The organism is Sphingomonas sp. HT-1 (genome assembly GCF_048568905.1).
GTDB lineage: Bacteria > Pseudomonadota > Alphaproteobacteria > Sphingomonadales > Sphingomonadaceae > Sphingomonas.
Window position 1 is genome coordinate 1306924 of record NZ_CP183770.1, and the last position, 26625, is coordinate 1333548.

Below are 26625 nucleotides of genomic sequence, written 5' to 3' on the forward strand. Positions count from 1 at the left end.
TGTGCGATGACCTTCACCGATATCGCCACGCGGACCTACAATCACAACTTCCGGCTCGATCCGATCGTCCGCAGCCTGCTCGATACCGATTTCTACAAGCTGCTGATGCTGCAGATGATCCGGCGACTGCATCCGGAGACGCAGGTCACCTTCTCGCTGATCAATCGGACGAAGACGGTGCGGCTGGCCGAGGTGATCGACGAGGCCGAGTTGCGCGCCCAGCTCGATCATGCCCGAAGCCTGCGCTTCACCAAGAAGGAGCTGATCTGGCTCGCCGGCAACAGCTTCTATGGCAAAACGCAGATGTTCGCGCCGGATTTCATCGCTTGGCTCGCCGATTTCCGCCTGCCGCCCTATGAGCTGGAGCGGCGCGACGGGCAGTTCGCGCTGCACTTTCATGGCCCGTGGACACATACGACCATGTGGGAAATCCCTGCGCTGGCGATCGTCAACGAGCTGCGGTCGCGCGCGGCGCTGCGGACCAAGGATCGCTTCGCGCTCGATATCCTGTATGCCCGTGCGAAGGCGAAGCTGTGGGAAAAGGTGGAGCGGCTGCGCACCCTGCCTGATCTGGTGCTCACCGATTTCGGCACCCGCCGACGACACGGCTTTCTGTGGCAGCGCTGGTGCGTGGAGGCGCTGAAGGAAGGATTGGGTCATCGCTTCATCGGCACGTCGAATGTGCTGCTCGCGATGGATGCGGATCTGGAAGCGATCGGCACCAATGCGCACGAGCTGCCGATGGTGGAGGCGGCCTTGTCGCCGGACGAGGCGAGCCTCGCCGGGGCCCCATACCGCGTGCTGGAGCAATGGCGCGCCCATTATGGCGGCAACCTGCTGATCGCGCTGCCCGATGCGTTCGGCACCACCGCGTTCCTGGCCCACGCCCCGGACTGGCTGGCCGACTGGACCGGCTTCCGGCCGGACAGCGCGCCGCCCATCGCCGGCGGGGAGCAGATCATGCGCTGGTGGCAAGACCATGGCCGCGATCCGCGCGAAAAGCTGCTGATCTTCTCCGACGGCATGGACGTGGAATCGATCGAGGCGACCTATCGCCACTTCAACGGTCGCGTGCGGATGAGCTTTGGCTGGGGGACGAACCTGACCAACGATTTCCGCGGCTGCGATCCCGATGGCGAGGCTGGGCTGGAGCCCATTTCGCTGGTCTGCAAGGTGGTGGCAGCGAATGGCAGGCCGGCGGTCAAGCTATCGGACAATCCCGCCAAAGCGACGGGCGATCCTGACGAGATCCGCCGCTATCTGCGGGTGTTCGGCAGTGCCGGACGCGCCGAACAGGCCGTGCAGGTCTAGCGCCAGTCTACCGAGTTGCCATAGGGGTGGCATAGCGCCAGCACCCGCCGCTCCTCCGCGCCGGGAAACCAGCTGAGCGCCAGCTGCACTTCGCTGCGCGTTTCCGTCCATTCGAAGCCCACCCAGGCGAGCGGCCGCTCCGGCGTCGCCGCGCGGCCGGCTTCGTGGATCATCGCGACCACCTTGGCGCGGTCCTGCGGCGGAAGATATTGCAGCACCATCGAATGCATCACTACGCGGCAGACCCCCGCCGCCTGCGGCCGGGCCAGCGCCTCCGCCAGCCAGATCGATGCATCGCCCCGCTCGAGCAGCGGCGGGTAGCTGCGCGCCATGCCGATCGCCTGCTCCAGGCGGTGCAGCCGGTGCGGCTGATCGGCGAAGATATAGGCCATCAGCCGCTCGCATGTGGCGGCATCGTTGGCGTCGAGCGGGTTCAGGTCCACTCCGCGCGCGCTCACCACCTCCAGCGGCGCGGGCTGGGGCGCCGGGCCATGCCAGTCCGGCGCGACCTGCACCGGCGACAGCCGATCTCCGGCGAGAACTCCTCCCAGATCATAGCCATAGCGGCCGAGGTTGAGATTGAGTCCGCAGCTCGATCCGATTTCGAGCAGCTCGAACGGCATGTCGAACGCGCGACGGACCTGCATCAGCGCCGCGACGATCGCACCTGATCGCCCCACCTCGTTGGTCTGCGGGGTCCGACGCAGAAAGTCGTTGATCAGCGCGTCTTCGGTTTCCAGCGCCTCGCCGACGGCGGCATCGAAATCCTCATGCTCCCCGCGATACAGCGCTGCCAGCGATGCCGGCTTGCCGCGCCGGGCGAGGAAATGCAGCGCGGCGTTCAGCCGCATCGCCAGCGCTGCTGCAGCCGCGTCTCCGCTCCAGCCGAGGATCGTTGCTTCGCTCTGCGGGCCGCGCCACAACTGGCGCTGCCCTGCCTCCAAAATCCGCGCCACGAAGGGCGAACCAAGTCCGCGCACCAACCGCGCCATGCGGCTTAGTTCGTGAAGACCGGTCCGGGGCACCACCATATTCATTTACGCTCCCCCCGAAACGAGCACGATCCGCCCGTCCCCGCCAACCTGGCGAATGTACCGTACTTCACGCCGACGCCCCTAGATGCGTCGGCACCATCCCGATCAGAAAGTCTGCCAGTCGTCATCGGCGCTGCTGCTGCGCACGAGAGCGGGCACCGCGGCCGCCGGCAGCGGCTTGACCGCACCGTTGAACCGGCCCGGCGACATGCGCGCGCCGCGCGAGCCGCCACCGTCGCCCACCTGGAAGCGACCGGCCTGCTCGGCAAGCACGCCCACTTCGCTGGCAAGGTTACGCGCTGCGGCAGAGGTTTCCTCGACCATCGCGGCGTTCTGCTGGGTCGACTGGTCCATCGCGCCCAGAGCGGCGCTGATTTCGGTGACCGCGCTGGACTGCGCCTGGTTGTCGGAGGCCATGTTGCCCAGCAGCGTGTGCACCTCGCCCACGCCGCTCGAGATGTCGGCGAGCGCGCCGTCCACCCGCTGCACGGCCTGCACCGCAGTGACGATGTCGGTCTGCGTCGCGGTAAGCTGGTCGCGGGCGCGGCCAGCCTCTTCCTCGGCGCGCATCGCCAGGGCGGAGACGAGATCGGCGACCACTGCGAAGCCGCGGCCCGCTTCACCGGCACGGCCGGCTTCGACGGCGGCGTTCATCGCCAGAACCCGCGTCTGGAAGGCGATCTTGTCAAGGCCTTCAATCACGCTGTCGATGCCCTTGGCGCTGTCGGAAACGCGCGTCATCGCCTGCACGGCTTCGTCGGCGGTGGAGCGGCCGTTGTTGACCGTCGACATGGTGCCGTCGGCGCTTTCCACCGTGCGGCTGGCGGCCGCGGCGGTCGCCTTCAGGCGCTGGTCCATCTGGGTGACGGCGGCGGCGGTCTGCTCCAGGCTGGCCGCATTGGCTTCGGTGCGGCGGGCGAGGTCTTCGCTCGCCTGGGCGATTTCGTTCGATCCGGTGCGGATCGACGTGGTCGCCTCCATCAGCGACGCGATCAGCTCGCGCAGGCTGCCGATGGCATCGTTGAAGTTGTTCTTCACTACGCCGTAGTGCGACGGGAATTCGGTGTTGATCACTGCGGTCAGGTTGCCCTGCGCCAGTTCGGCAAGATGCGCGGACACGGTGTCGACGACCATCTTCTGCTCGGCCTCGGCCTTGGCGCTCGCGGCGTCGGAGGCTTCCTTGGCGATCGCGGCGTCGCGGAACACCAGCACCGCGCGGGCCATGTCGCCCAGTTCGTCGCCGCGGGTGGTGGCGGGCACCTCGACATGGTTCCGGCCTGCTGCGAGATCGGCCATCGTCTTGGTCAGCTGGCTGATCGGGCGGGCGATGATGCGGCTCAGCGTTACGGCCAGGCCGATGGCGATGCCGATCAGGGCGATCGCGCCGAGGATCAGCACGGTCGTCGCGGTGGCGATCGCGGTTTCCTGCCGCTCGGAATTCTTCTCGATCAGTTCGGCCTGCGCATCCTTGATCGCGCGCAGCGGCAGCACCGCCGCCGAAACCAGCACCGACTTGCCGGCACCGCGAACCTGGGCCTGCGCTTCTTCACGACGGCCGGCCTTCACTTCGGCGATCAGGCGATCGCCCCACTTCTCGCGCCAGGCCAGCGTTTCCGCACGCGACTTGCGCACCGCCTCGAGCAATGCCGGATCGGTCAGCAGCTTCTCGAGCTCGACCGAAGTCTCGTCATACTCGTTGCGGCCTTCGTCATAGGACTTCAGATAGGTCGGATCGGCCGTGACGAGGAACCCGCGCAGCTGACTGTTCTGGCGCAGCAGCGCCGTTTCCAGCGTCAGCGTCTTCGAATGGACCTGCTGGCTGAGATTGTTCTGATCGGTAACCGAACGGATCATCGAGATGTTCATGAAGAACACGATCATCACGATCGCCGCCGATGCACATATCAGCAGGAACGACAGTGCGAGCTTCCTCGGAATTTTCATCGATGCGATCATTGCTGGACTTTCCGATACCGTCAGGCGCAAGGTTTGGGGCCCGGATCGGTGCAACGGCAGGTGCCGCCGAACCGAAGGAAGAGGAAGCCGGCACCTGCCCGCCAGCGGCTTGCAGTCGCGCCTCCCCCACCCGTTTCCGGACTGTGGTCTAGTGCATTATAGAAACGATCTCTTACCGATCGGTCACCGGCGCACGAAACTGTCCCAAGGACATCTACCTAAGGTTCAGGCGGTATTTACGGCAGCCGGGGGGCGGAGTGAAGCAGCAAGCCGCCGCGGCGGAAATTGTGCAATATCCGTAGGGTACAAAATAGACTTGTGGAACAACACGGCAGCCGGCGGCCCGATCTCGAACGGTCGCCGGCCGAACGCGGTCATAACGATCACCCGAAAGCGAAGCGCTTACTTCCGGTCCTTACGGCCGCCGCGCCAGTAAAGCAGGCCGGCGACGATGGCGGCCGAGCCCACGCCGATAGCAGCGCCCATGCCGATCTGCCGGTTGTTCGGCAGTCTGCGCTTCTTGGCTTCGGCAAGCTCCTTGGCGACTGCGATCGCCTCGCCTTCGTGCGGCGGCTCCGCCTGTGCAGTGGACGCCTGGGCCTCTTCGAGAACGGAAGGCTTGTTGCTCATCTTCTTCCTTTGACTACGCAGCTACGGTCCGGTCCCATTCATGCGACCGATCCGGCCCGACTTGCAACCCGCAAGCGCAACCCGCAATAGCGGCATGCGATGAACCCGATCTATTCCCGGATGGGCACCACCATCTTCGAAGCCATGTCTGCGCGGGCGCGGGCAAGCGGCGCGATCAATCTTGGTCAGGGCTTTGCCGACGGACGCGGGCCGGAGCCCGTGCTGCAGGCCGCGGCCAGCGCGGTGCTGGAGCGATCGAACCAATATCCGCCCATGGCCGGCCTGCCGGAGCTGCGCCAGGCCGTGGCCGATCACTATGCGCGGCATCAGGGGCTGAACCTGTCGGCGGAGGAAGTGATCGTCACCTCCGGCGCCACCGAAGCGCTCGCCGCCGCGCTGCTGGCGCTGATCGAACCCGGCGACGAGGTGATCTGTTTCCAGCCGCTGTACGATGCCTATGTGCCGCTGATCCGCCGCGCGGGCGGCGTGCCCCGGTTCGTCCGCCTCAGCCCGCCCGAATGGCGGATCGATCGTGCGGCGCTGGAAGCGGCGATCAGCGACCGGACGCGGCTGCTCCTGCTCAACAACCCGCTCAACCCCGCCGCCACCATGTCCGGCGCCGAGGAACTGGCGATGGTCGCCGATCTGTGCGTCGCGCACGATCTGGTCGCGATCTGCGACGAGGTTTGGGAGCATGTCACGTTCGACGGTGCCCGGCACGTTCCGCTGATCGGGATGTCCGGCATGCGCGAGCGGACGGTGAAGATCGGCAGCGCTGGCAAGATCTTCGCGCTCACGGGCTTCAAGGTGGGATGGATGTGCGCCGCCCCGCCACTCGCGCGCGTGCTCGCCAAGGCGCACCAGTTCCTCACCTTCACCACCCCGCCGAATCTGCAATGGGCGGTGACGGAGGGGCTGATGACGCAGGATGCGTGGGTGGGCGAGGCACGCCACCGCTTCCAGGCCGGCCGCGACCGGCTGGCGGCGGGGCTGCGCCGGGCGGGCCTGGTGGTGTTGCCGAGTGCCGCCACCTACTTCCTGTCGGTCGATCTCGCGGCGTCCGGGCTGCCGATGGACGACGTCACCTTCAGCGAACGGTTGGTGGAAGAGGCCAAGGTCGCGACGATCCCGGTCTCCGCCTTTTACGCCGAAGACGCGGTGACCAACGTCGTCCGCTTCTGCTTCGTCAAGGAAGCGGCGGTGCTCGATGCCGCGATCGAGCGCGTGCAGGATTGGCGGCGCCAGTTCTCGGATTGAACCGCCTTGAGGGCAGCCATCCCGCGCGTTGAAGAAGCTCCGCCATCCTCGGCGATGCGCCGATCGACAGCCCGCATCAGATCGTCGCGAGCACGCCCCGCTCGGTGATGTATCCCGTCACCAGCCGCGCGGGCGTAACGTCGAACGCCGGGTTCAGCGCAGGCGAATCCGTCACGCGGATGGCGGCGATGCGGCCCGCCTCGTCCGGTCCGGTCAGCCGCGTCACTTCCTCCGCCGATCGCGCTTCGATCGGGATGTCGGCACCCGTGGCTGTGGCCGGATCGAAGGTGGTATAGGGCAGCGCGACATAGAACGGCACGCCGTTGTCGTGCGCCGCCAGCGCCTTCAGATAGGTGCCGATCTTGTTGCAGACATCGCCGTTCGCGGTCACCCGATCGGTGCCGACGATCACTGCGTCCACCTGCCCCTGCATCATCAGGAGCCCGCCGGCATTGTCGGTGATCACGCTGTGCGACACGCCGTGGTTGCGCAGCTCGAACGCGGTAAGCAGCGCGCCTTGGTTGCGCGGCCGTGTCTCGTCCACCCAGACATGCACCGGAATGCCGGCATCGTGCGCGAGGTAGATCGGCGCGGTCGCGGTGCCGTAATCCACCGTGGCCAGCCATCCCGCGTTGCAATGGGTGAGGATGTTGAGCGGCCGGCCCGGGTTTTTCGCGTGCAGTTCGCGCAGCAAGCCCAGCCCATGTTCGCCGATCGCCCGGCAAAGCTCTGCATCCTCGTCGCAGATCGCATCGGCGCGCGCGAAGGCGGCTGCGGCACGCTCTGCCTCCGAAAGCCCCTGCACCGCCCCCCGCACCTGGTCCAGCGCCCAGCGCAGATTGATCGCCGTCGGCCGCGTTTCGATCAGCATGGCATAGGCCGCATCGAGCGCGGCATCGCTCGCATCGACCGCCAGGGCCATGGCAAGGCCATAGGCGGCGGTTGCTCCGATCATCGGCGCACCGCGCGTCCACATCTCGCGAATCGCGATTGCCGCCGCTTCGCAATCGCGTACCTCCACCCAGCGTATTTCCCAGGGCAGCTGGCGCTGATCGAGGATGCGGATCCCCTGCCCGTCCCCGGTTCGGGCGATCGATCGGGTGTGCTTGCCTTCCAGGATCACAAGCGAATCTCCGCGAGCGAGTGAAGATCGGCGGGCGCGCCGGCGCGATCGATCAGCAGCGCGCCAAGGCCCGCGGCGCGCGCCGCGTCTATTTCCGCCTGCACGTCCGACACGAACAGGATCTCGCCCGGCGCCAGGCCCGTTGCCGCGGCGATCCTGCGATAGCTCTCCGCCTCGCGCTTCGGCCCGGTGGTCGTATCGAAATAGCCGGCGAGCATCGGCGTCAGATCCCCGGCGATCGATCGGCCGAAGATCAGCTTCTGCGCCGCGATCGAGCCCGAGGAATAGATGTAGATCGCCACGCCCGCCGTGTACCAGCGGCGCAGCGCATCGGGCGTGTCGGGATAGACATGGCCTTTCAGCGTGCCATCGGCATAGCCCTGTTCCCAGATCAGCCCCTGCAGCGTCTTGAGCGGGGTTGCCTTGCGATCCTCGTCGATCCAGCCGAGCAGCGTGGCGACCTTGTCCTCGCCCGGCACCTCCGCCAGGATCGGGGCGACGTCCTCTGGATGCGCGGCAACATAGGCAGCCAGATGCTGGCGGGCATAGGGGAACAGCACCTCGGCCACGAAGGCGATGCTGCTGGTGGTCCCCTCGATATCGAGCAGGACGGCCTTGGGCTGGGTCATGGCTTCTATTCTCGAAACGCCGCGCTCAGGCAGCGACGGGCTCGTGGCGCGGAAAACGGTCGGCGATGGCATCGCCGGTGAACTGGGCGATCCAGCCGTCCGGATTGGTGAACAGCCGGATCGCGGTAAAGCGCGGGCTCGGCCCCATGTCGAACCAGTGCGGCGTGCCGGCGGGAACGGAGATCAGATCGCCGGCCGTGCACAGCACGGCATAGACGCGATCGTCCAGATGCAGCGTGAACAGCCCTTCGCCTTCCACGAAGAAGCGAACCTCGTCTTCGGCATGGCGGTGTTCGGAAAGGAACTTGGCCCGCAGGGCGTCGCGCTCCGGGTGCTCCGGCACCATGCGGATCACGTCGACCGATCGATAGCCTTTCGCGGCCTTCAGCCGCTCCACTTCGGGTGCGAACGCCGCCAGCACGGCCTCCTGATCGGCATCGGCAGGAACCGGGCGCGACGGCCATTGCTCGAACCGCACGCCGACTTCGCCCAGGGCTGCGGCGATTTCCGCCGCATCCCGGGTATCGAGAAGCGGCGCCCCACCCTGCTCTGCATAGAGTTTGAGCTGGCTCATCGCGCCCATGCCTGTTTGAAACTGGCCTCGGCAAGTTCGGCGGCGATCATCCATTCGGTCGCTTCCAGCACGCGTTCGGCCTCGTCCACATCCTTGCCCCAGGCATAGAGCCCGTGGCTGCGGATCAGATACGCCGGAATTGCATCCGGCGCCAGCAGCGCTGGCCGCACCGCCGCCTCGATCATCGCCATGTCCTGGCTGTTTTCGACGATCGGCAGCCGCGCTTCGGCCTCGTGCGTGGTGTGGCCAGGATAGGCCTTCAGCATCTCGTGCCCGCGAAGCACCCAGCCATCGGCGTCGGCCGCTGCGCGGCTCAGGCCCACCGCCTGCGGGGAATGGCCGTGCAGCACGGCGCCGGCGCCGGGGAACATGCGATACAGTGCCAGATGCAGCTCGGTCTCGGCGGAAGGCTTGCCCGCGGAGAGCGGACGACCGTCCAGGTCAACGCGCATGATACCGTCGGCGGTCAACCTGCCCTTGTGCCGGCCCGATACGGTGAGCGCGATGCTGCCGTCGTCCAGGCGCGCGGAATAGTTGCCCGACGTCGCCGGCGCCCACCCGCGCGCGTCCAGCCGGCGTCCGGCGTCGATCAGGGCCGCTACGGCCTGTTCGTACGTCATGGTCATAGTGCGCCCCCTAGCGTATGGCGCGGCGAGAAGCAGGCGGTTTTCGCATTCCGGCGCGCGAAAGAATCATGCCGGAACGGGGCAACATGATTCGCGCTGCGCTGCGGTCAGACCGCCCAACTGTCTCTCGCCGGCACGCTGCTTCGGCGAACCGGGCCGGAGTCGCGGCGAACTGCGGCCGAGATGTCAATTGGCAATCCCCTTGTTAACGCTGATTTTGTTATACGGTTGCAGGGCATCAGGTATATTTCGCGGGCGCAGAACAAAAATCATGGATTCTATCGCTACGATTAAATCGCGTCGGGGACTGCTCAAGTCGGCGCTGGTCATGGCAAGCGGCGCAGCGGTCTCTGCCTGCGCATCGCGCACGATCGGCTCGATGGCGTCGCATTCGCCAGCCCCGGTCCATCCGCCGGTGAAGCCCGCGCCCGCCGCGCTGGCTCCGGCCCCCAAGGTGGCTGCCGCTGCGCGCGTCACCCCGCAGGGCATTCGGCCCGAACTGTTCAAGCGCGCCACCGCCGCGCTCGATCGTCATTCGGTGCGGGTCGACACGCACGATCGTATCGCAATCGCCGATTTCTCGCTGCCGTCGTCGGAGGCGCGCTTCTTCCTTGTCAACATGGGCACCGGCGAAGTCGAAACGCTGCTGGTATCGCACGGCATCGGATCGGATCCTGCCCATACCGGCGTGCTGCAGCGCTTCTCGAACCAGATCAATTCGGAGGCGACCTGCGAAGGCGCCTTCCTTACCGCCGATTATTATGTCGGCAAGCACGGCGATTCGCAGCGGCTGATCGGGCTGGATCCGACCAACAACAACGCGATGGCGCGTGCGATTGTGATCCATTCTGCCTGGTATGCGAACCCGGACATGATCTCGAAGCACGGCAAGCTCGGCCGAAGCCAGGGCTGTTTCGCAGTCGGCGAACGCCAGCTCGCCAAGGTGTTCGAACGCCTCGGCCCGGGCCGCATGATCTACGCCGCCAAGGCATAACCACGGATCGAACCCGCCTCCGCGGGGTTGGCAGGCCATGGTCCCCGGCATAGGAGACAGGCATGTCCGAACCGCACCCGTTTTTCGCACTGCATCGCCATGGAATGATCCGGGCAGGCGTCTGTACGCCGCTGGGCACGGTGGCCGATCCGGCCGCCAACGCGCGCGCCGCGATTGCGCTGGCCAAGCAAGGGGATGCGGCGGGTGCGGACCTGCTGGTCTTCCCGGAACTCAACGTCACCAGCTATGCGATCGATGATCTGCATCTTCAGGATGCTATCCTGGGCGCCACCCAGGCGGGCATCGCCGCGATCGTCGAGGCAAGCCAGACGCTGAAGCCGGTGCTGCTGGTCGGCGCGGCGCTGGAGCGGAACGGGCGCCTGTATAACTGTGCGGTCGCGATCGCCCGGGGTCGTATTCTGGGCGTGGTGCCCAAGACCTATCTGCCCAATTATCGCGAATATTATGAGAAGCGCTGGTTCGCCTCGGGCTCCGGCCTGCGCGATCTCGATATCACCGTGGCGGGTCAGACGGTGCCCTTCGGCCCGGACCTGCTGTTCGCGGCCGAAGACCTGCGCGATTTCGTCTTCCATATCGAGATTTGCGAGGATTATTGGGCGCCGCAGCCCCCGTCCACCGAAGGAGCGATGGCAGGCGCGCTGGTGCTGTGCAATCTTTCCGCCTCGAACATCGTGATCGGCAAGGGGCGCGAGCGCGAACTGCTCTGCGCCTCGCAAAGCTCGCGGACAATCGCCGCCTATCTCTATTCCGCCTCCGGTCCGGGGGAAAGCACCACCGATCTCGCCTGGGATGGCCAGGGGCTGATCTATGAATTCGGCGAAAAGCTCGCGGCGTCGCAGCGTTTCGAACTCGCGGATGCGATCACCTATGCCGATCTCGATCTCCAGCGGCTGCGGCTGGAGCGGATGCGCGACGGCACCTTCAACGACAACGCGCGCAATGCCGGTCACCCCGAAACCCGCTTTCGGCGCATTGGCTTCGCCCACCAGCCGGATTTCGCCGATCGTGGGCTGATCCGCCCGATCCGGCGCTTCCCCTTCGTGCCCAACACGCCGGCCGCGCTGGAGGAGGATTGCTACGAGGCGTTCAACATCCAGGTAGAGGGGCTGCGCCAGCGCCTCGCCTCGACGAAGAGCAAGGCGCTGATCATCGGCGTGTCCGGCGGGCTCGATTCCACCCATGCGCTGATCGTCGCCGCGAAGGCGATGGACCGGCTCGGGCGGCCCCGCACGGATATCCTCGGCTATACCCTGCCGGGCTTCGCGACGAGCGAGGGGACCAAGTCCAATGCCTGGGCACTGATGCGCGCGATCGGCGTCACCGCGGCGGAGATCGATATCCGTCCCACCGCCCGGCAGATGCTCGCCGATCTCGGCCATCCCTTCGCCGATGGCGAGCCGGTCTATGACGTGACGTTCGAGAATGTGCAGGCGGGCCTGCGCACCGATTATCTGTTCCGTCTCGCCAATCACCACCACGGCTTCGTGCTCGGCACCGGCGATCTGTCGGAACTCGCGCTCGGCTGGTGCACCTATGGCGTCGGCGACCAGATGAGCCATTACGGCGTCAATGCCGGAGTGCCCAAGACGCTGATCCAGTATCTGATCCGCTGGAGCGTGGAGAGCGGCCAGTTCGACGGCGAGGCGGCGACGGTGCTGCTGTCGATCCTCGATACGGAGATTTCACCCGAGCTCGTCCCGGCCGATGCCGACGGCAAGATGCAGAGCACGCAGGACCGGATAGGTCCCTATGAACTTCACGATTTCTTTATCCACCACACCACCCGCTCCGGCCTCCCCCCCTCTAAGGTAGCATTTCTCGCCTGGCACGCATGGAAGGATGCAAAAACGGGTCAGTGGCCGATCGGCTTCCCGTCGGAGGGCCGCAACCACTATGATTTGGCGACGATCGCCAAGTGGCTTGAAACTTTCTTGTTCCGCTTCTTTCAAACCAGTCAGTTCAAGCGATCGGCGCTGCCCAATGGTCCGAAGGTCTCCGGCGCCGCCGCGCTCAGCCCGCGCGGCGACTGGCGCGCACCGTCAGATAGCGTAGCGACGACTTGGATTGAGGAACTGCGCGCTGCCCTACCCTGACGGCTCATCGCCGGCACACCTTCTGGATGTGGTGCAGCAGTTCCTTCGATTCGAACGGCTTGCGCAGGATGGTCACATTGGGTGCGACGGCATCCAGTTTACTGGAATCGGCGAACCCGGTGATCAGGATTACCGGGAGCTCGGGATCGATCGCGGCGACCTGTTCCGCGACTTCGCTGCCACTGAGGCCTGGCATGGCGAAGTCCACCACTAGCGCGCCGTAGCGCTTTGCCCGCACCAGCGCGATTCCGCTTTCGCCATCCGCCGCTTCCGCAACGGTGGCACCCGCCGCACACAGCGTTTCGATCAGCGATCCGCGAACATGATCGTCGTCGTCGACCAGCGCTACCTCTGCCCCGGAAAGATCGACCCGTTCGTCATGCGCGGCATCGTCCTGCACGTCCCGCCGCGGTTCCACCGTCGCGATCGGCAGGACCAGCGTGATCGCCGTTCCACGACCGACATCGCTGTCGATCGTAAGCGTACCGCCGGATTGCCGCATGACGCCGAACGCCATCGACAGGCCCATGCCCGTTCCCTTTCCGACGCCCTTGGTGGAAAAGAAGGGCTCGACGGCGCGGGCCAGCACATCCGGCGTCATGCCGGTCCCCGTGTCGGACACGGTAAGCGCCACATAATCCCCGACGGGCAGATCCGCCGCAACCTTGCCGCTGCGCAGTTCCGCCGAGATCGTCAGCAACCCGCCTTCGGGCATCGCATCGCGGGCGTTGAAAGCGAGATTCAGAATCGCGAGTTCAAGCTGGAGTGCGTCGGTCTGCACGTTCCAGACCGGGTCGATCCGCTCGATCCGCACCCGGCTGAGCGGCGCCACCGCGCGTTCGACCAGCCCGGCCATCCCGCCGACCAGATCCGCCAGTCGCACCGATTTCACGTCAAGTCGCTGCTTGCTGGAAAAGGCGAGCAGCTGTCCGGTGAGCTGCCGTCCACGCTCCACCGCATCCAGCGCGCTGGACGTCCAGCGGATTACGCGATCCGCATCGTCCGGCTTGCGGGCGATCAGTTCCAGATTGCCGGCGATCGCCTGAAGCAGATTGTTGAAGTCATGCGCGATTCCCCCGGTCAGCTGCCCGACGGCCTCCAGCTTCTGCGCCTGCAGCAGCGCGGCTTCCACACTTTCCCGCTGCGCCACTTCGGCCTTCACATCGGCAAGCGCAGCGTCGCGCTGTTCCACCATCGCCGCCAGTTGCGCATTCGCTTCCTTCAGTTTCTCGGAAGACGGCAGTCGGACCAGCCGCGGAAGCAAGGGCCAGAGCAGGATGGCCGTTGCGACCGAGGCGGCCGCCGTGATCAGCTTGACGATCGCTTCAACGCCGTACAGCGGATAGAAGAGCGTGATGATTCCCATCACATGGGTCAGCCCGCAGGCCAGGATGAAGAGGCCGAAGCACCAGAAAATCCAGCCGAAAATAAGATCCTTGCGCCGACGTATTAGTGTGACGAGCGCGATCGGGATGGAAAAGTAGGCAATCGCAATCAGCGTGTCGGCAATGATGTGGGACCACAGCAGCGTCGGCTGCCAGAACAGGCAATAGCCATGCGGAGCGTAGTTTCCACTCCAGAAGGCAGCAAGCACGCGTTCCATCCGACCCCCTGCGGCCGGTCGCCCGGCACAAACCTATACGAGGACTAGCGCATGGAAAGCGAAAGCGGAACTAAGGAAAAAAACCGGACACGCCCGCGAGATCTTCCGGAGAGTTGATGTTCGGAATCGGCTCCGGCCAATCGATTGCCTTCGCACCGATCCGCGCCGCCCACCCCCGCATCGAGGCCTTGGCATCTTCCGCCAGATGCAGGTCGCACGTTGCCGCCCAGTGGGTCGGCCACACGCCCAGGACCGGCAATTGCGCGACATAGGCCGCTTGCTCTTCTGCCGCCAGGAGCGCCAGCAGCGCGTCCGGCAGCACCGGCGTGTCGCAAGGTGCGACCAGCACCGTCGCTGCGCCACGCGCGGTGCCCGCGTGCAACGCGGCGTTCAGGCCAGCAAGCGGCCCTCGTCCCGTTTCGGGGCGATCCAGCACCCCATCGCCATCAATGCGCCCGCATAGGATTACGCTCGAGCAATACCGCGCCAGTTGCGCGGCGACGTGATCGATCAGCGTGCGCCCACCCAAGCGCGCCAGTGCCTTGTCCGACCCGAACCGCTGCGCCCGACCGCCTGCCAGAATGGCACCGATCGGCTTCATGGTACCAGCGCCAGCAGCGCATCGGATCGCACCAGCGCGGCCAGCCGCAAACCGGCGGCGCGAGCGCGCTCCGCTGCCAGCTCGGTGGGCGCGGAGATTGCCGCGAGCATAGGGCATCCGGCCAGCACCGCCTTTTCCACCAGCTCGAACGAGCAGCGCGCACTGATCAGTGCGAAGCCCCCGTCCCAGCCAAGGCCGCCCCGCGCCATCGCGCCAATCAACTTGTCGAAAGCATTGTGCCGCCCGACATCCTCGCGCACCAGCCGGATGCCGCCATCCACCGCGCACAGCGCAGCGGCATGCGCCGCCCCCGTTACCCGGTTTAGCGGCTGGTGTTCGCGAAGCGCCGAGGCCGCCCGGAAGATCGCAGTCGTGGAGGCCTCCGTCGCCTGCTCGATTGGCGGCAAGGGGCGCAACGCGGCCTCCAGGTTCTCGATGCCGCACAAGCCGCAACTGGAATCGGTCGTTCGGTGACGCACACGTTCGATCACTGTAGTAGGATCGGCCAGCGTGACGCGTAGGATCACGCCGCGCTCGGCTTCATGCGTCTCCACGTCTACGGGCGTGCCCAACCGCTCGGCGGCGACGAAACCATAGGCGAAATCGGCCAGATGAGAGGGGGTCGCCATCATCACGGCATAGCCAATCCCGTTGATTTCGATGGCGATTGGCACTTCGGGCACCAACGGGCGTTGAATCCGGGTCTCCGACCCCTCCGGCGTAACGCGATTGAACCACATTTCCATGTGGCCAGAATAGGCGCTCAGTCCCCGAAGGGTATAGGAGAAAGGCAGAGATCAAGGAGCGGCGCGATGGCCCGGGCAAAAGACGGCACGATCCACTATTCAGGGCCAGAAGGTGGCTGGGGCTCGCTGCGCGGCATGGCGCTGGTCGCAGGCGCCGAAAGGCCGAGCCCGGAAGCGCTGTCCACGCTCGCGCGACAGAACAAACCGGGTGGCATGATGTGCACCTCCTGCGCCTGGACCAAGCCGGCCAAGCCGCACATGTTCGAATTTTGCGAGAACGGCGCAAAGGCTACGCTCTGGGATCTTACCACCCGCCGGGCGACACCCGAGTTCTTCGCCCACCATACGCTTAGCGAACTGCGCGGCTGGAGCGACCATGACCTGGAACAGGCCGGCCGGCTCACCAGCCCGATGCGCTACGATCGCGCGACGGACAAATATTTGCCCTGCACCTGGGAAGAGGCGTTCCGCGCCATCGGCCGCAAGCTTCGGGGTATTCCCGCCAAACAGACCATTTTCTACGCCTCCGGAAAGGCAAGCCTAGAGGCAAGCTATGCCTGGGCGCTGTTCGCGCGGCTCTATGGCCACAACAACCTGCCCGACAGCTCCAACATGTGTCACGAAACCACCTCGGTGGCGCTGAAATCGACAATCGGCGCGCCAGTTGGCACCTGCCTGCTCGAAGATTTCGAGCATTGCGACGCGATCTTCTTCTTCGGCCAGAATACCGGGACCAACAGCCCGCGCTTCATCCATACGCTGACGGCGGCGCGCAAACGCGGTGCGAAGATCGTCACCTTCAATCCGATCTATGAAAAGGGCCTGCTCGAGTTCCGCAATCCGCAGAGCACGCAGATGGTGACGGGCGGCAAAACGGAAATTTCGTCCCATTACTATCAGCTCAAGGCTGGTAGCGACATCGCCGCGATGATCGGCATGGCCAAGCACGTTCTCGCTGAGGAAGATCGCCGCGGCGGCGTGCTCGATCACGCCTTTATCGCAGAGCACACCCACGGCTTCGAAGCCTTCGCGGAGAAGGCGCGCACCACCAGCTGGGAAACCATCGAGGCCGAAACAGGCCTTGCCCGGGCTCAGATCATCGAGGCGGCAGACGTCTATATCGGCGCCGAGCGTGCCATCGGCATCTGGGGGATGGGCCTCACCCAGCATCATGGCGGTTACGACAACGTCGCCGGCGTCGTGAACCTGATGCTCCTGCGCGGGAATATCGGCCGACTGGGCGCCGGCGTATCGCCGGTGCGCGGCCATTCGAACGTGCAGGGCCAGCGCACCGTAGGCATATCTGAGAAGCCCGAACTCGTGCCGCTCGATCGGCTCGCCGAACAATATGGCTTCGACCCACCCCGGGACGAAGGCTACACCACGGTCACTGGCTGCGAGGCGATCGTTGCGGGCAAGGTGCGCGCCTTCGTCGGCCTTGGCGGCAATTTTCTGCGCGCCGTTCCCGATCACGGCGTTATGGAAAAGGCTTGGACCAGCATGGACCTAACCGTCCAGATCGCCACCAAACTCAATCGCGGCCAGCTGTTCTGCGGCGAAACCGCCTACCTCCTTCCCTGCCTCGTTCGGTCCGAGCAGGACATCCAGAACGACACGCCGCAGGTCGTGACGATGGAAGACAGCCTCAGCTGCATCCACGGCTCGATCGGTGAGGCCAAGCCGGCCAGTCCGCATCTCAAATCGGAAATGGCGATCGTAGCCGGGCTGGCACAGGCGACGCTCGATCCCAATCCGCGCGTGCCCTGGGCGGAATGGGCGGTGGACTATGCCGCGGTACGCGACGCGATCGAAGCCACCTATCCCGAAATGTTCCGCAACTTCAACCAGCGGCTGTTCACCCCCGGCGGCTTCTTCAAGGGCAACAGCGCCCGCGAGCGAAACTGGAAGACGAAGAGCGGCAAGGCCGATTTCACCGTGCCAGCAGCGCTCAACGCCACCGGCTTTGCGGCAGAAGAGGGCTTGTACCGCCTTATAACTCTGCGCTCCAATGATCAGTTCAACACGACGGTCTATGGCTATTCCGATCGCCTGCGCGGGATCGAAGGCAAACGCGACGTTGTGCTGATCAACCCCGACGAAATGGCGCGCGCTGGGCTACGCGAGGGGCAGCGCGTGGCGCTTGTGGGCGACGCATCGGACGGCGTCGATCGGGTTGTGGAGGGCCTGGAAGTGCTGCCGTTTAACCTTCCAGATAGTTGCCTAGCCGGCTATTATCCCGAGCTGAACCCGCTGATTGCGCTACGCCATCACGACCAGGCTTCCCACACTCCGGCTGCAAAGTCAGTTCCCGTCCGCATCCGCATCTAGCGGGTGCGGCGGAGCCGCGACGAACCTCGCGATTTTTCCGGCTTGCGAAAAAAGATGCGTTGCGACAACGCTGACGGTCAATTGCAGGAGAGGAAGACATGCTTCGCAAAGCCACGCTCAGCGCCCCGTTGTTTGCCATCGCCATCTGCCTGGCCGCCCCGGCATCGGCCCAGCAGGCGCCGGCCGCTCGGCCATGGGCCAATGCGAAGCTCGCGCCCGATGCGCGCGCCAAGCTCGTCCTTGCGCAGATGACCGAGGACGAGAAGCTCACCCTCGTCTTCGGCTACTTCGGTACCGACTTTTCGCCGAAGAACTTCAAGGCCGATCCGCAGGCCCGCCCCGGCTCGGCCGGCTACATCCCCGCCATCCCGCGGCTGGGCATTCCCGCCCAGTGGCAGACCGATGCCGGCGTCGGGGTCGCAACGCAGGGCGGCGCTGAGCGCAAACGCGGTCGTACCTCACTTCCCGCCGGTATTGCCACCGCAGCCACCTGGGATCCCGCTCTTGCTTATAAGGGCGGCGCGATGATCGGGGCAGAGGCGCGCGCTTCGGGCTTCAATGTGCTGCTGGCTGGAGGCGTCAATCTGATGCGGGAGCCGCGCAACGGCCGCAACTTTGAATATGGCGGCGAAGACCCCCTTCTTGCCGGCACTATGGTGGGCGCGCAGATCGCAGGCATCCAGTCGAACCACATCATTTCCACCGTCAAACATTATGCGGTCAACGATCAGGAAACCGATCGTTTCAAGATGAATGCCGTGATCGACCGCGCCGCCGCGCAGATGAGCGACCTGCTCGCCTTCAAATTCGCGATAGAGCGTTCCGATCCAGGCTCGGTGATGTGCGCCTACAACAAGGTCAACGGCATCTATGCCTGCGAGCAGCCCTGGCTACTGACCGACGTGCTGCGCCGTGACTGGGGCTGGAAAGGCTTCGTCATGTCGGATTGGGGCGCCACTCACTCCACCGTTGCCGCCGCGAACGCGGGCCTCGAACAGGAATCGGGCTGGCCGTTCGACGAGCAGCCCTATTTTCGCGAGCCGCTAAAGGCCGCCTTGGCGAAGGGCGAGGTGAGCAAGGCGCGCCTGGACGAAATGGCGCACCGCATCCTCCGTTCGATGTTCGCACACGGGCTGTTCGAACATCCGATCACCGCCGCACCAATGGAGCTACCGCCGGCGATGCTCGCCAGCCATGCAGCCGTCACGCGCGCCGATGCCGAAGCGGGCATCGTGCTGCTGAAGAACGCTGGCAACGTACTGCCGCTCGCTGGGACGGCGCGCCGGATCGTGGTGATTGGCGGCCATGCCGACAAGGGCGTGCTGGCGGGCGGCGGATCCTCGCTGGTCTATCCGGTAGGCGGCAATGCCGTGCCGGGTATCGAGCCGAAGGTCTGGCCAGGCCCGGTGATGTACCACCCCTCCTCCCCCGTCGCGGCGCTGCGCCGCCAACTGCCGGGCGCGACGATCACCTTCCTCGACGGGAAGGATGCCGCCGCCGCGGCTGCGGCGGCCAAGCAGGCGGATATGGCGATCGTCTTCGCCACGCAGTGGGCTGGCGAAGCTTTCGACCCCTCGCTCACGCTCGCCGACAATCAGGACGGCCTGATCGACGCCGTGGCCGCTGCCAATGCCAAGACTGTGGTAGTGCTCGAAACTGGCGGCCCGGTGCTGATGCCTTGGGCCGACAAGACGGCGGCAATCCTGGAAGCGTGGTATCCGGGTACGGCCGGCGGCGAAGCGATCGCCAATGTGCTGACCGGCGAGGTCAATCCCTCTGGCCATCTGCCGGTCAGCTTCCCGCGCAGCCTTTCGCAGCTCGCGAAGCCGAGCACGCCGAACGACGGCGAGACGCGCTATACCGAAGGTGCGGCAATCGGCTACAAATGGTTTGATGCAAAGGGCGACAAGCCACACTTCTCCTTCGGTCATGGCCTGTCCTACACCAGCTTCGCCTATTCCGGGCTGAAGGCAGCGGCGCCCAAGGGCCAGGTGACTGTGAGCTTCACGGTACGCAATAGCGGCAAGCGCGCCGGCGCGGACGTGGCGCAGGTTTATGTCTCTGGCAACGGCTGGGAAGCCCCCAAGCGACTGGGCGCGTTCCAGAAGGTGTCGCTGGCGGCAGGCGCTTCCAAGGCGGTAACCGTGACCGTCGATCCGCGCCTCTTGGCCACATTCGACGAGGCGTCGAACAGCTGGAAGATCGCAGGCGGCACCTACAAGGTCCTGCTCGGCCACTCCGCCGACGAGATCACGGCCACGACATCCGTTCAGGTTCCCGCCCGCACGCTGCCGGCCGGCTGGCGCCCCTGACGCCCTGCTCCGCCCCCCGATGCAGGCTGCGCAGCGAGCTTCGGGGGTGCGGGGCACTATACCAAAGGCACGCGCCGCCCTTCTTGCGCGCTGTGGCGAGCGGCTTCGATCAGCCGCAGACCGGCCAGAGCATCCGCTGCCGGTACCGGCGGCGGCGCGCCGTCGCGGATCGCAGCGACAATGCCAGCATAGAAGCGCCGATAATCGCCCTGGGGTGATGGCACGGTCTCCACGCAGCCGTCCGGCAGGGTAAGGATGCCATACTGCGCCGAATCTTCCCAGCCATGTGCAGGATCGTGCACTGATCCGCCACCCCGCAGCGCCGCTTCCTGCGGATCAAGTCCGAATTTGATGAAACTGCCGCCCCGCCCATGAATCGCGAAACGCGGGCGCGGCGCCGCGATCATCCGTGAACTCGCCAGCACGACGCGTCGCTGGCCATAATGGAAGGTCAGCACGAAATAGTCGTCGACGCTGCCGCCGACGCGTTGGCTGGCCAAGTCGGCGTCCACCGCCTCGGGCATCCCGAATAGCAGTAACATCTGGTCGATCATGTGCGGCCCAAGATCGAGCAACTGTCCAGCCCCGCCCTCCGGCGATTCTTTCCAAGGCTGGGCAAGATCGGGGCGGAAGCGATCCCAATGCGCTTCAAACAACAGGATTTCGCCCAGCCGACTGCTTTCGACCAGCCGCTGCACCGCTAGAAAGTCGCTGTCCCAGCGGCGGTTGTGGAAGGGGCAGAGCAGCCGCTTTTGCGTCTCCGCCAGCGCGATCAGCGAGTCTGCTTGCGCGGCAGACGGCGTCACCGGCTTGTCAACGACCACATGTTTACCCGCCGCCAGCGCAGCCTGTGCCAGCTCAAAATGCGTCGCATTGGGCGTGGAGATCACCACGAGATCGATATCGGGATTGGTGATCAGCGCGGTGGGCGGCACCGCCGGCACGCCGGGGTACGCCGCAGCCACCGCTTCGCCACGCGACGTCCCCACCGCGGCGAGCACCAGCCCCTCCACCGCATCGATCATTGGCGCGTGAAAGGCAGTGCCACCTAGCCCGAAGCCGATCAAGCCCGTTCTGATCATGCAAACTCCTCCATCCGTTGGCCACCGCACCTATTAGGTAAGACCGGAGTTTCAAAGCGGCAGGGGATTCAACGGTAGATCAGGCGCTTCAACCGCTTGAGCGGCGCCTTGAAGCGCTGCGCCGACCGGAGCTTCATCCGCAGATACACTTCGATGCGGTAAAGCCGGCGGTGTAGCCAGGATTTTCGCAGCACGTGATCAAGGGCCGCATGCAGTTCGTTTCGGCCTAGGGCGACTGCCGCGCGTATTAGTTCCTGCACGAATATAACTTCGTTCCTCCCACGCAGTCGTAAACTACGGACAGCCGCGAGCGAATAGCCGCTCCAATCGAAGCTGATCGACTGTTCCCGTGCACCGGCTAGATCCAGCGCCATCATCGTCCGCAGGCATTTCTGGCATCGCGAGCAATTGATCCATGCGCCGCCCTGCACCCCATCTCCACATACTGCCAGCGTCCCCGAACCAACCGGCCCGTGGACGATGCCCAAGATCTTTTCAAACCGTGTGAATTCCGCGCCGAAATGGGTACAGGAGACGCGATCAGAAGAATATTGCGGATCCAGAAGCGGATGCGATCCCCAAGGGATCAGCGCCGTCAGATCGTGCGAGGAACTGATGAACCAGCGATCGACCTGCTTGGAAAGTGAGTGCGCGACGGCAGCCATACATCCGCCGTGCGTTGCGAACGCCCACAAGTCGTGAACGCGGTCATTGCAGGTCATGATGTTGGTCGCCACGAAAATCAGATCGACATCCTGTGCGGCCAATGCACGCCGATAGGACTCGTATAGCGCCAGTTGATGCGGCTCCGGCAAGCCATCCTCGCTATGGATGATCGACAGCGCCAGCAGCCGTCCTGCCTGCTGCTCCTTCAGCCACGTGAGCGTGAAGGTCGCGTCCACGCCACCGGAGAACAGCAATCCGGCGGCGTTGTGCGATGGCGTTGGAGTCTGAGGCAGATACAGGCCAGCGGGGATGGTCTTTCGGATCGGCGGTCTCGGCCGGTCCGCGAAGCCGAACCAGGCCGACAACAGCTTTTGCGCTTCCGCGATGCCGCTCTGCGGGGAAAGGTGGAAAGGCAATCCGGAGACAGCATCGCACAGTGCGGCGAAGATATGAGCACCGTGCGCCATACCTTCTTCGCAGATGTGATGACTGAATTCCTCCGGTACGCTCAGAATGAAGTGCCGGTCTGACGCCTCTGTCCCGACCTTCGTTCGCAACCAATTCCTGCCGCCAGAATCCTGGCAGCGCGCCGAAGCCCTAACTTTCACGCCCCCTCCCCGGTAAGGTTTACAACCTGTTTACCAGGCACCTAGCATGTCTTCAGATTGTGATCTACGGATCTATAGAGTCTCTATTTGGGCCTTCGGACAATGTTGGCAGAGAGCAGCATCAAGAGACCTCGTAACGATTTCATTAATTTTCAGTAGTATACTGAACGAACCGCGACACGGACGATTATTCGGAATGATGTGCAGACGGATCGATTGCAGCGCGAGACGACGACAGACCGCCGGCTTCCCATCGGAAGCTGACTAGACCTTGCGGGCTCGCAGCAGCGGCTCGATCGCCCCGGCCATCGCATCATAGCCTGCTTCGGTCGGGTGCACGCCGTCATAGGCCATGCCGGGCTTCATCGCCCCGGATGGATCGCCAAGCGCTAGAGTATAGTCGACCCACGCATGGCGTTGGGCCTTGGCATAGTCGCGCAGCCAGGCATTGATCGTGCGGATCGGCGGGACAACCTCCAGGCCGGGCCGCCAGGGGAAATGATCGGCCGGTGGCACCGACGCCAGAATTACGTCGATCCCGTTGGCCTTAGCAATCTGCGTCATCATTCGGAAATTGTCGAAAGTCTGCGCGTGCGTCATCTTGCCGGTATTGCCAGCGATGTCGTTTGTACCGGCCATGATGTGCACAAAACGCGGCTTTAGCTGCACCACATCGGCCATCATCCGCAGCACCATTTGCGGCGTCGTCTGACCGCCGATACCACGCCCGACCCGGCCAGGGGTGAAGAAGCCCGGCCGCTTTGACTTCCACCCCTCTGTGATCGAGTCGCCGAGGAAGACGATGTTCACCGTCTCGCCGGCTGAGAGGATGCGGTGATTGTCCTCCGCATAGCGGCTGAGTTCGGGCCAGTCCTCGTGCAACAGACGCTCCTTGCGCTGCTCCCAGCTTTCCTGTGTCTGAGCGTGCGCAACAACGGGAAGCGCAAGTGTTCCGGCCAGCAGCGAACGGCGGTGAAGGTTCATGGTTTCTCTCCTCGGCGGAATGCTTGCAGGGCCTTCCGCCGCCGTCAATGGATCGACGCGCTGCCGCCGATCCGTACGGCCTGGGTACGCCCCGCCGTCACTGCGAAGCCACACAGGACTATGTAGCAAAGCGCCGGCACGATCAACGCAAAGGCATAGCCGTGCAGATCGGCGACCTTACCGACCAGCAACGGCAGCACCGCGCCGCCCACGATCGCCGTGCACAACAAGCCGGAGGTCGCCTCCTCGCTGGCACCCGAACGCTCCAGCGTCAGGGTGAAGATCACCGGGAACATGATCGAATTGAACAATCCGATCGCCAGCGCGACAAACCCGCCGCTGACTCCGCCGACCAGCACGACATAGAGGCACATCGCCGCCGCGATCACCGTGAACAGCGCCAGCAGCTTGTCGGCGCGCACGCGGGTAAGCAGCAGCGATCCGAGCGCGCGACCCACCATCGCGCCGCCCCAATAGAAGGCGACGGCCTTGCCGGCCTCTTGCAGCGATACGCCGGCCACGCCGTCGCTGCCCATCAGCGTCCCCAGCAGCGGCACACCGAACGGCGCGTCGGACTGGCCCCACACGCCGTTGTCGTTAAGAAACAGCGCCATTTGCGTGCCGATCGACACTTCGGCGCCGACATAGAGGAAGATACCAAGCGCACCGAACAGTGCCCAGGGCGAGGAAAAGGCGCTCAGTAGCCCGCCGGTAGCGGCCGGCTTCGGCGCAGCCTGCGTCACGACGCGGCGACTGAGGAAGAAGAATACCGCGAGCGCCGCGATCAAACCGCAGATCCAAAGATAGGCGGTGTCGATACCAGCCAGCGCCTGCGCGCGTACCTCTGGCGTGACGACCGTACCGTCCTTGACCTCGACGCCCTGCAGGAACAGGTGCGCACCCAGCAGCGGGCCGAGAAACGTGCCGAAGGAGTTGAAGGTCTGGCTGAGCACTAGCCGAAAATGGCTCCCCTTAGGATCGCCCAGCGCAGCGGCCAGCGGATTTGCCGCAACCTGCAGCACGGTAATCCCGCTCGCCAGCACGAACAGGCCGAGAAGCACTATCCAGTAGTTGGCAAGATTCGCCGCGACCAGCATCAACAGGCAGCCGGCGACCATCGTGCACAGCGCCAGCAGGATGGAAGGCACCGCCTTCAGCCGGGAAACCAGCGCGGCGGCCGGTAGCGAGACGACGAAATAAGCGAAGAAGAAGGCCGTCGCGCTCGCCTGCGCCTGGAAATTGGTGAGGGTGAAAACACCCTTCACCGCAGCCACCAGCGGATCGACCAGCGAGGTGATGAACCCCCAGGCGAAGAACAGCGTTGTTACCGCGGCAAATGCCAGCGTGGTCTGCGTGGAACGTGCGGAAGCCAAAGCGATCCCCTCCTGCTTGTGGTGCTCCATGTTGACGGCACGAATCCCGACAACGTTGCCAAAAGTCAAGCAGCGGGCGGGTTTTCGCACTCGCATCCGCCCCCAAGCCTCGCCTATAGGAGCAGCTGTTGATACATGAAGCGACGAGTGGAGTATTGTGCGTGGACGAAACGACAAAGCTACGTAGGGGCGGTACGATAAAGCCGGCGATGGCGGCGGCGATCGCACTGGTCAGCGTCGTCGCTTCGCCGGCTGCCGCGCAGTTTCGGTTGATCCCTGCTCCCAAGCCGCAACAGGCAAAGCCGCAGGCTCCAAGCCCCACGCCCTCGGCCACACCGGTATCAACGTCGCAGCCGGCACAGGCTGCTCCGGCTGTCCCCATTCAGCCGCGGCTTATCGCGCCGCTGCCGGTGCTCAGCAGCCGCCAGATGACAGAATTGCGCCAGTTGCTTACGGAAGCCGGCCTGGCACAAGGCTTGCGCCGCATGACGGCGACGGTCACGTTGCCCAACGACAATGACGGGCTGGTGCGTGCCGCACTCGATTATGCCCGCGCGGTGCATGCCGGGCGTCTCGACAGCAGCGACTTCATCAATGACTGGGGCTTGCGCCCCGTACCCGTTGATCCGCTGCCCGGATTCGCCGATGCGGTGAAGCGCGACCGGCTCGGGGCCTGGGTACGATCGCTCCCGCCGCCCTATGCCGGCTATGACGGCCTGGAGAAGGGCCTCGTCACCTACCGCGCAATCCTCACTGCCGGTGGATGGCCCAAAATGGCTACCGGACCAGATCTGGCTAAGGGCGCCACCGGCGCGCGCGTGCGTGCGCTGCGCAAGCGGCTGGCGGTGGAGGACAAGCAGGTCTCCGCCTCGGGCGACATGTTCGACGACAATCTTCAGGAAGCGGTTGTCCGCGCCCAGCGCCGCTACGGGCTGCGCCCCACTGGCGTCGTCTCGACAGGCACGCTGGCGGCGCTGAACGTGCCCGTGGAAGATCGCGTACGACAGATCATGGCAAACATGGAACGCTGGCGCTGGCTGCCGCAGCAACTGCCCGCCAAGCGCATCCAGGTGAACATCGCCGCCGCGGTGATGACGGTGTTCGAAGGCGACAGCCCCGTCGCTTCGATGAAGGCGGTGACGGGCCGGCCGGGCAATGAAACCCCGATGCTGGAATCCCGCATTCATTCGATCGTGCTCAACCCGCCCTGGAACGTGCCGAGCGGGATTGCCGCGAAGGAATTGTGGCCGAAGGGCGAAGCCTATCTCAAGCGTAACGGCTACCGCATTATCGGCACCGGCCCGGATCGGCGCCTGCAGCAGCAGTCCGGCCCGAAGAGTGCGCTTGGCCGCTACAAGTTCGATTTCGACAATCCCTATGCCGTATATCTCCATGACACGCCCGTTCAGGCCGGCTTCTCCAGCTACAGCCGATTGGCCAGCCATGGTTGTGTCCGGCTGGAAAAACCCGGCCCGCTGGCCGAACTGCTGCTTCGCAACGATCCCGCTTGGCAGCCGGAGGCGATCGCCGCGGCCGTGGAAGGCGGCAAGACGCAGCGCGTGCGGCTGGCGGAGGCCGACCAGGTGTCGGTCTTCCTGCTCTATTGGACAGCCTTCGCTGGCGCGGACGGCGCCATGAACTTCCGCGACGATCCCTATGGCTGGGACAAGCTGTTGGCTGACAAGATCGAAGCGCGCGCGGCCGTGAGCGCCGCAACCGCCTCGTAACGTCTCATCGAAAGGAATATCCCATGAAGCTGCGCACTTTCGCGATCCTGGCCGGTGCCTGCCTGATGCTCGCCGCTTGCGGCGATGGAGACGAGTCCACCAGCCCGCCGGACGCCAATGTGACGGAGATCACCGTTCCGGAGACATCGGCTGACATGAATATTTCGACCGAAGAACCGGCCGCGATGCCGACGGAGAACGCGGCACCGGAGCCTCTGCCCACCGCTACGCCGACACCGTTCAGCGATCAGGAGCAGACCGAAGCCGACGCCGCAGCGACCGGCATGACGTCGCGGATAGACCGCGACGCCGAGCGGGATGGCGAAGAAAAGAATCAGTAAGCCGGC

At 65.0% G+C, this 26625-nt stretch carries 22 protein-coding genes; 8 read left to right on the forward strand and 14 right to left on the reverse strand.

Annotated elements, in window-relative coordinates; all coding sequences use genetic code 11:
- Window positions 1-6 precede the first annotated feature (6 nt).
- Window positions 7-1311: a nicotinate phosphoribosyltransferase gene (gene pncB, locus ACNFJ7_RS06125; RefSeq protein ID WP_019370138.1), complete on the forward strand. Its 1305-nt coding sequence runs from the start codon at window positions 7-9 to the stop codon at window positions 1309-1311.
- On the opposite strand, the gene ACNFJ7_RS06130 is transcribed toward pncB, so the two are convergent.
- The 3 genes from ACNFJ7_RS06130 to ACNFJ7_RS06140 all read right to left on the reverse strand — a co-directional run bounded on the left by ACNFJ7_RS06130 (window position 1308) and on the right by ACNFJ7_RS06140 (window position 4931).
- The gene (locus ACNFJ7_RS06130) at window positions 1308-2348 is read right to left on the reverse strand and encodes a DUF2332 domain-containing protein (RefSeq protein ID WP_019370139.1); all 1041 of its coding nucleotides are present in this window, start codon (window positions 2346-2348) and stop codon (window positions 1308-1310) included. The genes pncB and ACNFJ7_RS06130 overlap by 4 nt on opposite strands.
- A 102-nt stretch (window positions 2349-2450) precedes the next feature.
- A complete protein-coding gene (locus ACNFJ7_RS06135; protein ID WP_019370140.1) occupies window positions 2451-4301 on the reverse strand; it encodes a methyl-accepting chemotaxis protein in 1851 nt (616 codons plus the stop codon).
- A gap of 402 nt (window positions 4302-4703) precedes the next feature.
- Complete coding sequence (locus ACNFJ7_RS06140) at window positions 4704-4931, reverse strand: hypothetical protein (RefSeq protein ID WP_019370141.1); 228 nt, start codon at window positions 4929-4931, stop codon at window positions 4704-4706.
- Window positions 4932-5030: 99 nt separating this feature from the next.
- On the opposite strand from ACNFJ7_RS06140, the gene ACNFJ7_RS06145 reads away from it, so the two are divergent.
- Window positions 5031-6188: an aminotransferase gene (locus tag ACNFJ7_RS06145; RefSeq protein ID WP_019370142.1), complete on the forward strand. Its 1158-nt coding sequence runs from the start codon at window positions 5031-5033 to the stop codon at window positions 6186-6188.
- Window positions 6189-6264: 76 nt separating this feature from the next.
- Here the strand turns inward: ACNFJ7_RS06145 and mtnA are convergent, their stop codons facing one another.
- The 4 genes from mtnA to ACNFJ7_RS06165 are packed head-to-tail and all read right to left on the reverse strand — an operon-like array spanning window position 6265 to window position 9140.
- On the reverse strand, window positions 6265-7311 hold the full coding sequence (gene mtnA / locus ACNFJ7_RS06150) for an S-methyl-5-thioribose-1-phosphate isomerase (RefSeq protein WP_019370143.1): 1047 nt from the start codon (window positions 7309-7311) through the stop codon (window positions 6265-6267).
- Complete coding sequence (gene mtnC / locus ACNFJ7_RS06155; protein ID WP_019370144.1) at window positions 7308-7940, reverse strand: acireductone synthase; 633 nt, start codon at window positions 7938-7940, stop codon at window positions 7308-7310. Before mtnC ends, mtnA begins: the two co-directional genes overlap by 4 nt.
- 25 nt (window positions 7941-7965) lie before the next feature.
- The gene (locus ACNFJ7_RS06160) at window positions 7966-8523 is read right to left on the reverse strand and encodes a cupin domain-containing protein (protein WP_019370145.1); all 558 of its coding nucleotides are present in this window, start codon (window positions 8521-8523) and stop codon (window positions 7966-7968) included.
- On the reverse strand, window positions 8511-9140 hold the full coding sequence (locus ACNFJ7_RS06165) for a methylthioribulose 1-phosphate dehydratase (protein WP_019370146.1): 630 nt from the start codon (window positions 9138-9140) through the stop codon (window positions 8511-8513). Before ACNFJ7_RS06165 ends, ACNFJ7_RS06160 begins: the two co-directional genes overlap by 13 nt.
- Before the next feature lie 271 nt (window positions 9141-9411).
- Between ACNFJ7_RS06165 and ACNFJ7_RS06170 the strand changes: the two genes are divergently transcribed.
- The gene (locus ACNFJ7_RS06170) at window positions 9412-10134 is read left to right on the forward strand and encodes a murein L,D-transpeptidase catalytic domain family protein (RefSeq protein WP_019370147.1); all 723 of its coding nucleotides are present in this window, start codon (window positions 9412-9414) and stop codon (window positions 10132-10134) included.
- A gap of 62 nt (window positions 10135-10196) precedes the next feature.
- A complete protein-coding gene (locus ACNFJ7_RS06175) occupies window positions 10197-12248 on the forward strand; it encodes an NAD(+) synthase (protein ID WP_019370148.1) in 2052 nt (683 codons plus the stop codon).
- 4 nt (window positions 12249-12252) lie between these two features.
- Here the strand turns inward: ACNFJ7_RS06175 and ACNFJ7_RS06180 are convergent, their stop codons facing one another.
- The 3 genes from ACNFJ7_RS06180 to fdhD form a co-directional block, all read right to left on the reverse strand.
- Window positions 12253-13851, reverse strand: a complete 1599-nt coding sequence (locus ACNFJ7_RS06180) for an ATP-binding protein (RefSeq protein ID WP_019370149.1) — start codon at window positions 13849-13851, stop codon at window positions 12253-12255.
- Window positions 13852-13921: 70 nt separating this feature from the next.
- Entirely contained in the window at window positions 13922-14452 is a 531-nt protein-coding gene (mobA, locus tag ACNFJ7_RS06185; RefSeq protein WP_019370150.1) for a molybdenum cofactor guanylyltransferase, read from the reverse strand.
- Entirely contained in the window at window positions 14449-15198 is a 750-nt protein-coding gene (gene fdhD / locus ACNFJ7_RS06190) for a formate dehydrogenase accessory sulfurtransferase FdhD (protein ID WP_019370151.1), read from the reverse strand. Before fdhD ends, mobA begins: the two co-directional genes overlap by 4 nt.
- Window positions 15199-15264: 66 nt before the next feature.
- Here fdhD and ACNFJ7_RS06195 point away from each other — a divergent pair, with 66 nt between their 5' ends.
- Together ACNFJ7_RS06195 and ACNFJ7_RS06200 are read left to right on the forward strand one after the other, a co-directional pair.
- Window positions 15265-17526, forward strand: coding sequence for an FdhF/YdeP family oxidoreductase (locus ACNFJ7_RS06195; protein WP_026009237.1), 2262 nt, complete (start codon window positions 15265-15267; stop codon window positions 17524-17526).
- A gap of 98 nt (window positions 17527-17624) precedes the next feature.
- Window positions 17625-19838 carry a beta-glucosidase family protein gene (locus tag ACNFJ7_RS06200; RefSeq protein WP_019370153.1) on the forward strand — a complete coding sequence of 738 codons (2214 nt, stop codon included), beginning with the start codon at window positions 17625-17627 and terminating at the stop codon, window positions 19836-19838.
- A gap of 56 nt (window positions 19839-19894) precedes the next feature.
- On the opposite strand, the gene ACNFJ7_RS06205 is transcribed toward ACNFJ7_RS06200, so the two are convergent.
- The 4 genes from ACNFJ7_RS06205 to ACNFJ7_RS06220 all read right to left on the reverse strand — a co-directional run bounded on the left by ACNFJ7_RS06205 (window position 19895) and on the right by ACNFJ7_RS06220 (window position 24551).
- A complete protein-coding gene (locus tag ACNFJ7_RS06205; RefSeq protein WP_026009238.1) occupies window positions 19895-20920 on the reverse strand; it encodes an oxidoreductase in 1026 nt (341 codons plus the stop codon).
- A gap of 68 nt (window positions 20921-20988) precedes the next feature.
- The gene (locus ACNFJ7_RS06210) at window positions 20989-22143 is read right to left on the reverse strand and encodes a hypothetical protein (protein ID WP_152997770.1); all 1155 of its coding nucleotides are present in this window, start codon (window positions 22141-22143) and stop codon (window positions 20989-20991) included.
- 315 nt (window positions 22144-22458) lie between these two features.
- Entirely contained in the window at window positions 22459-23178 is a 720-nt protein-coding gene (locus ACNFJ7_RS06215) for a GDSL-type esterase/lipase family protein (protein WP_019370156.1), read from the reverse strand.
- Window positions 23179-23222: 44 nt separating this feature from the next.
- Complete coding sequence (locus ACNFJ7_RS06220; RefSeq protein ID WP_037513761.1) at window positions 23223-24551, reverse strand: sugar MFS transporter; 1329 nt, start codon at window positions 24549-24551, stop codon at window positions 23223-23225.
- 209 nt (window positions 24552-24760) lie between these two features.
- Here ACNFJ7_RS06220 and ACNFJ7_RS06225 point away from each other — a divergent pair, with 209 nt between their 5' ends.
- Window positions 24761-26278 carry a L,D-transpeptidase family protein gene (locus ACNFJ7_RS06225; protein WP_019370158.1) on the forward strand — a complete coding sequence of 506 codons (1518 nt, stop codon included), beginning with the start codon at window positions 24761-24763 and terminating at the stop codon, window positions 26276-26278.
- A 23-nt stretch (window positions 26279-26301) separates the two neighbouring features.
- Window positions 26302-26619: a hypothetical protein gene (locus tag ACNFJ7_RS06230; RefSeq protein ID WP_019370159.1), complete on the forward strand. Its 318-nt coding sequence runs from the start codon at window positions 26302-26304 to the stop codon at window positions 26617-26619.
- Window positions 26620-26625: the final 6 nt, after the last annotated feature.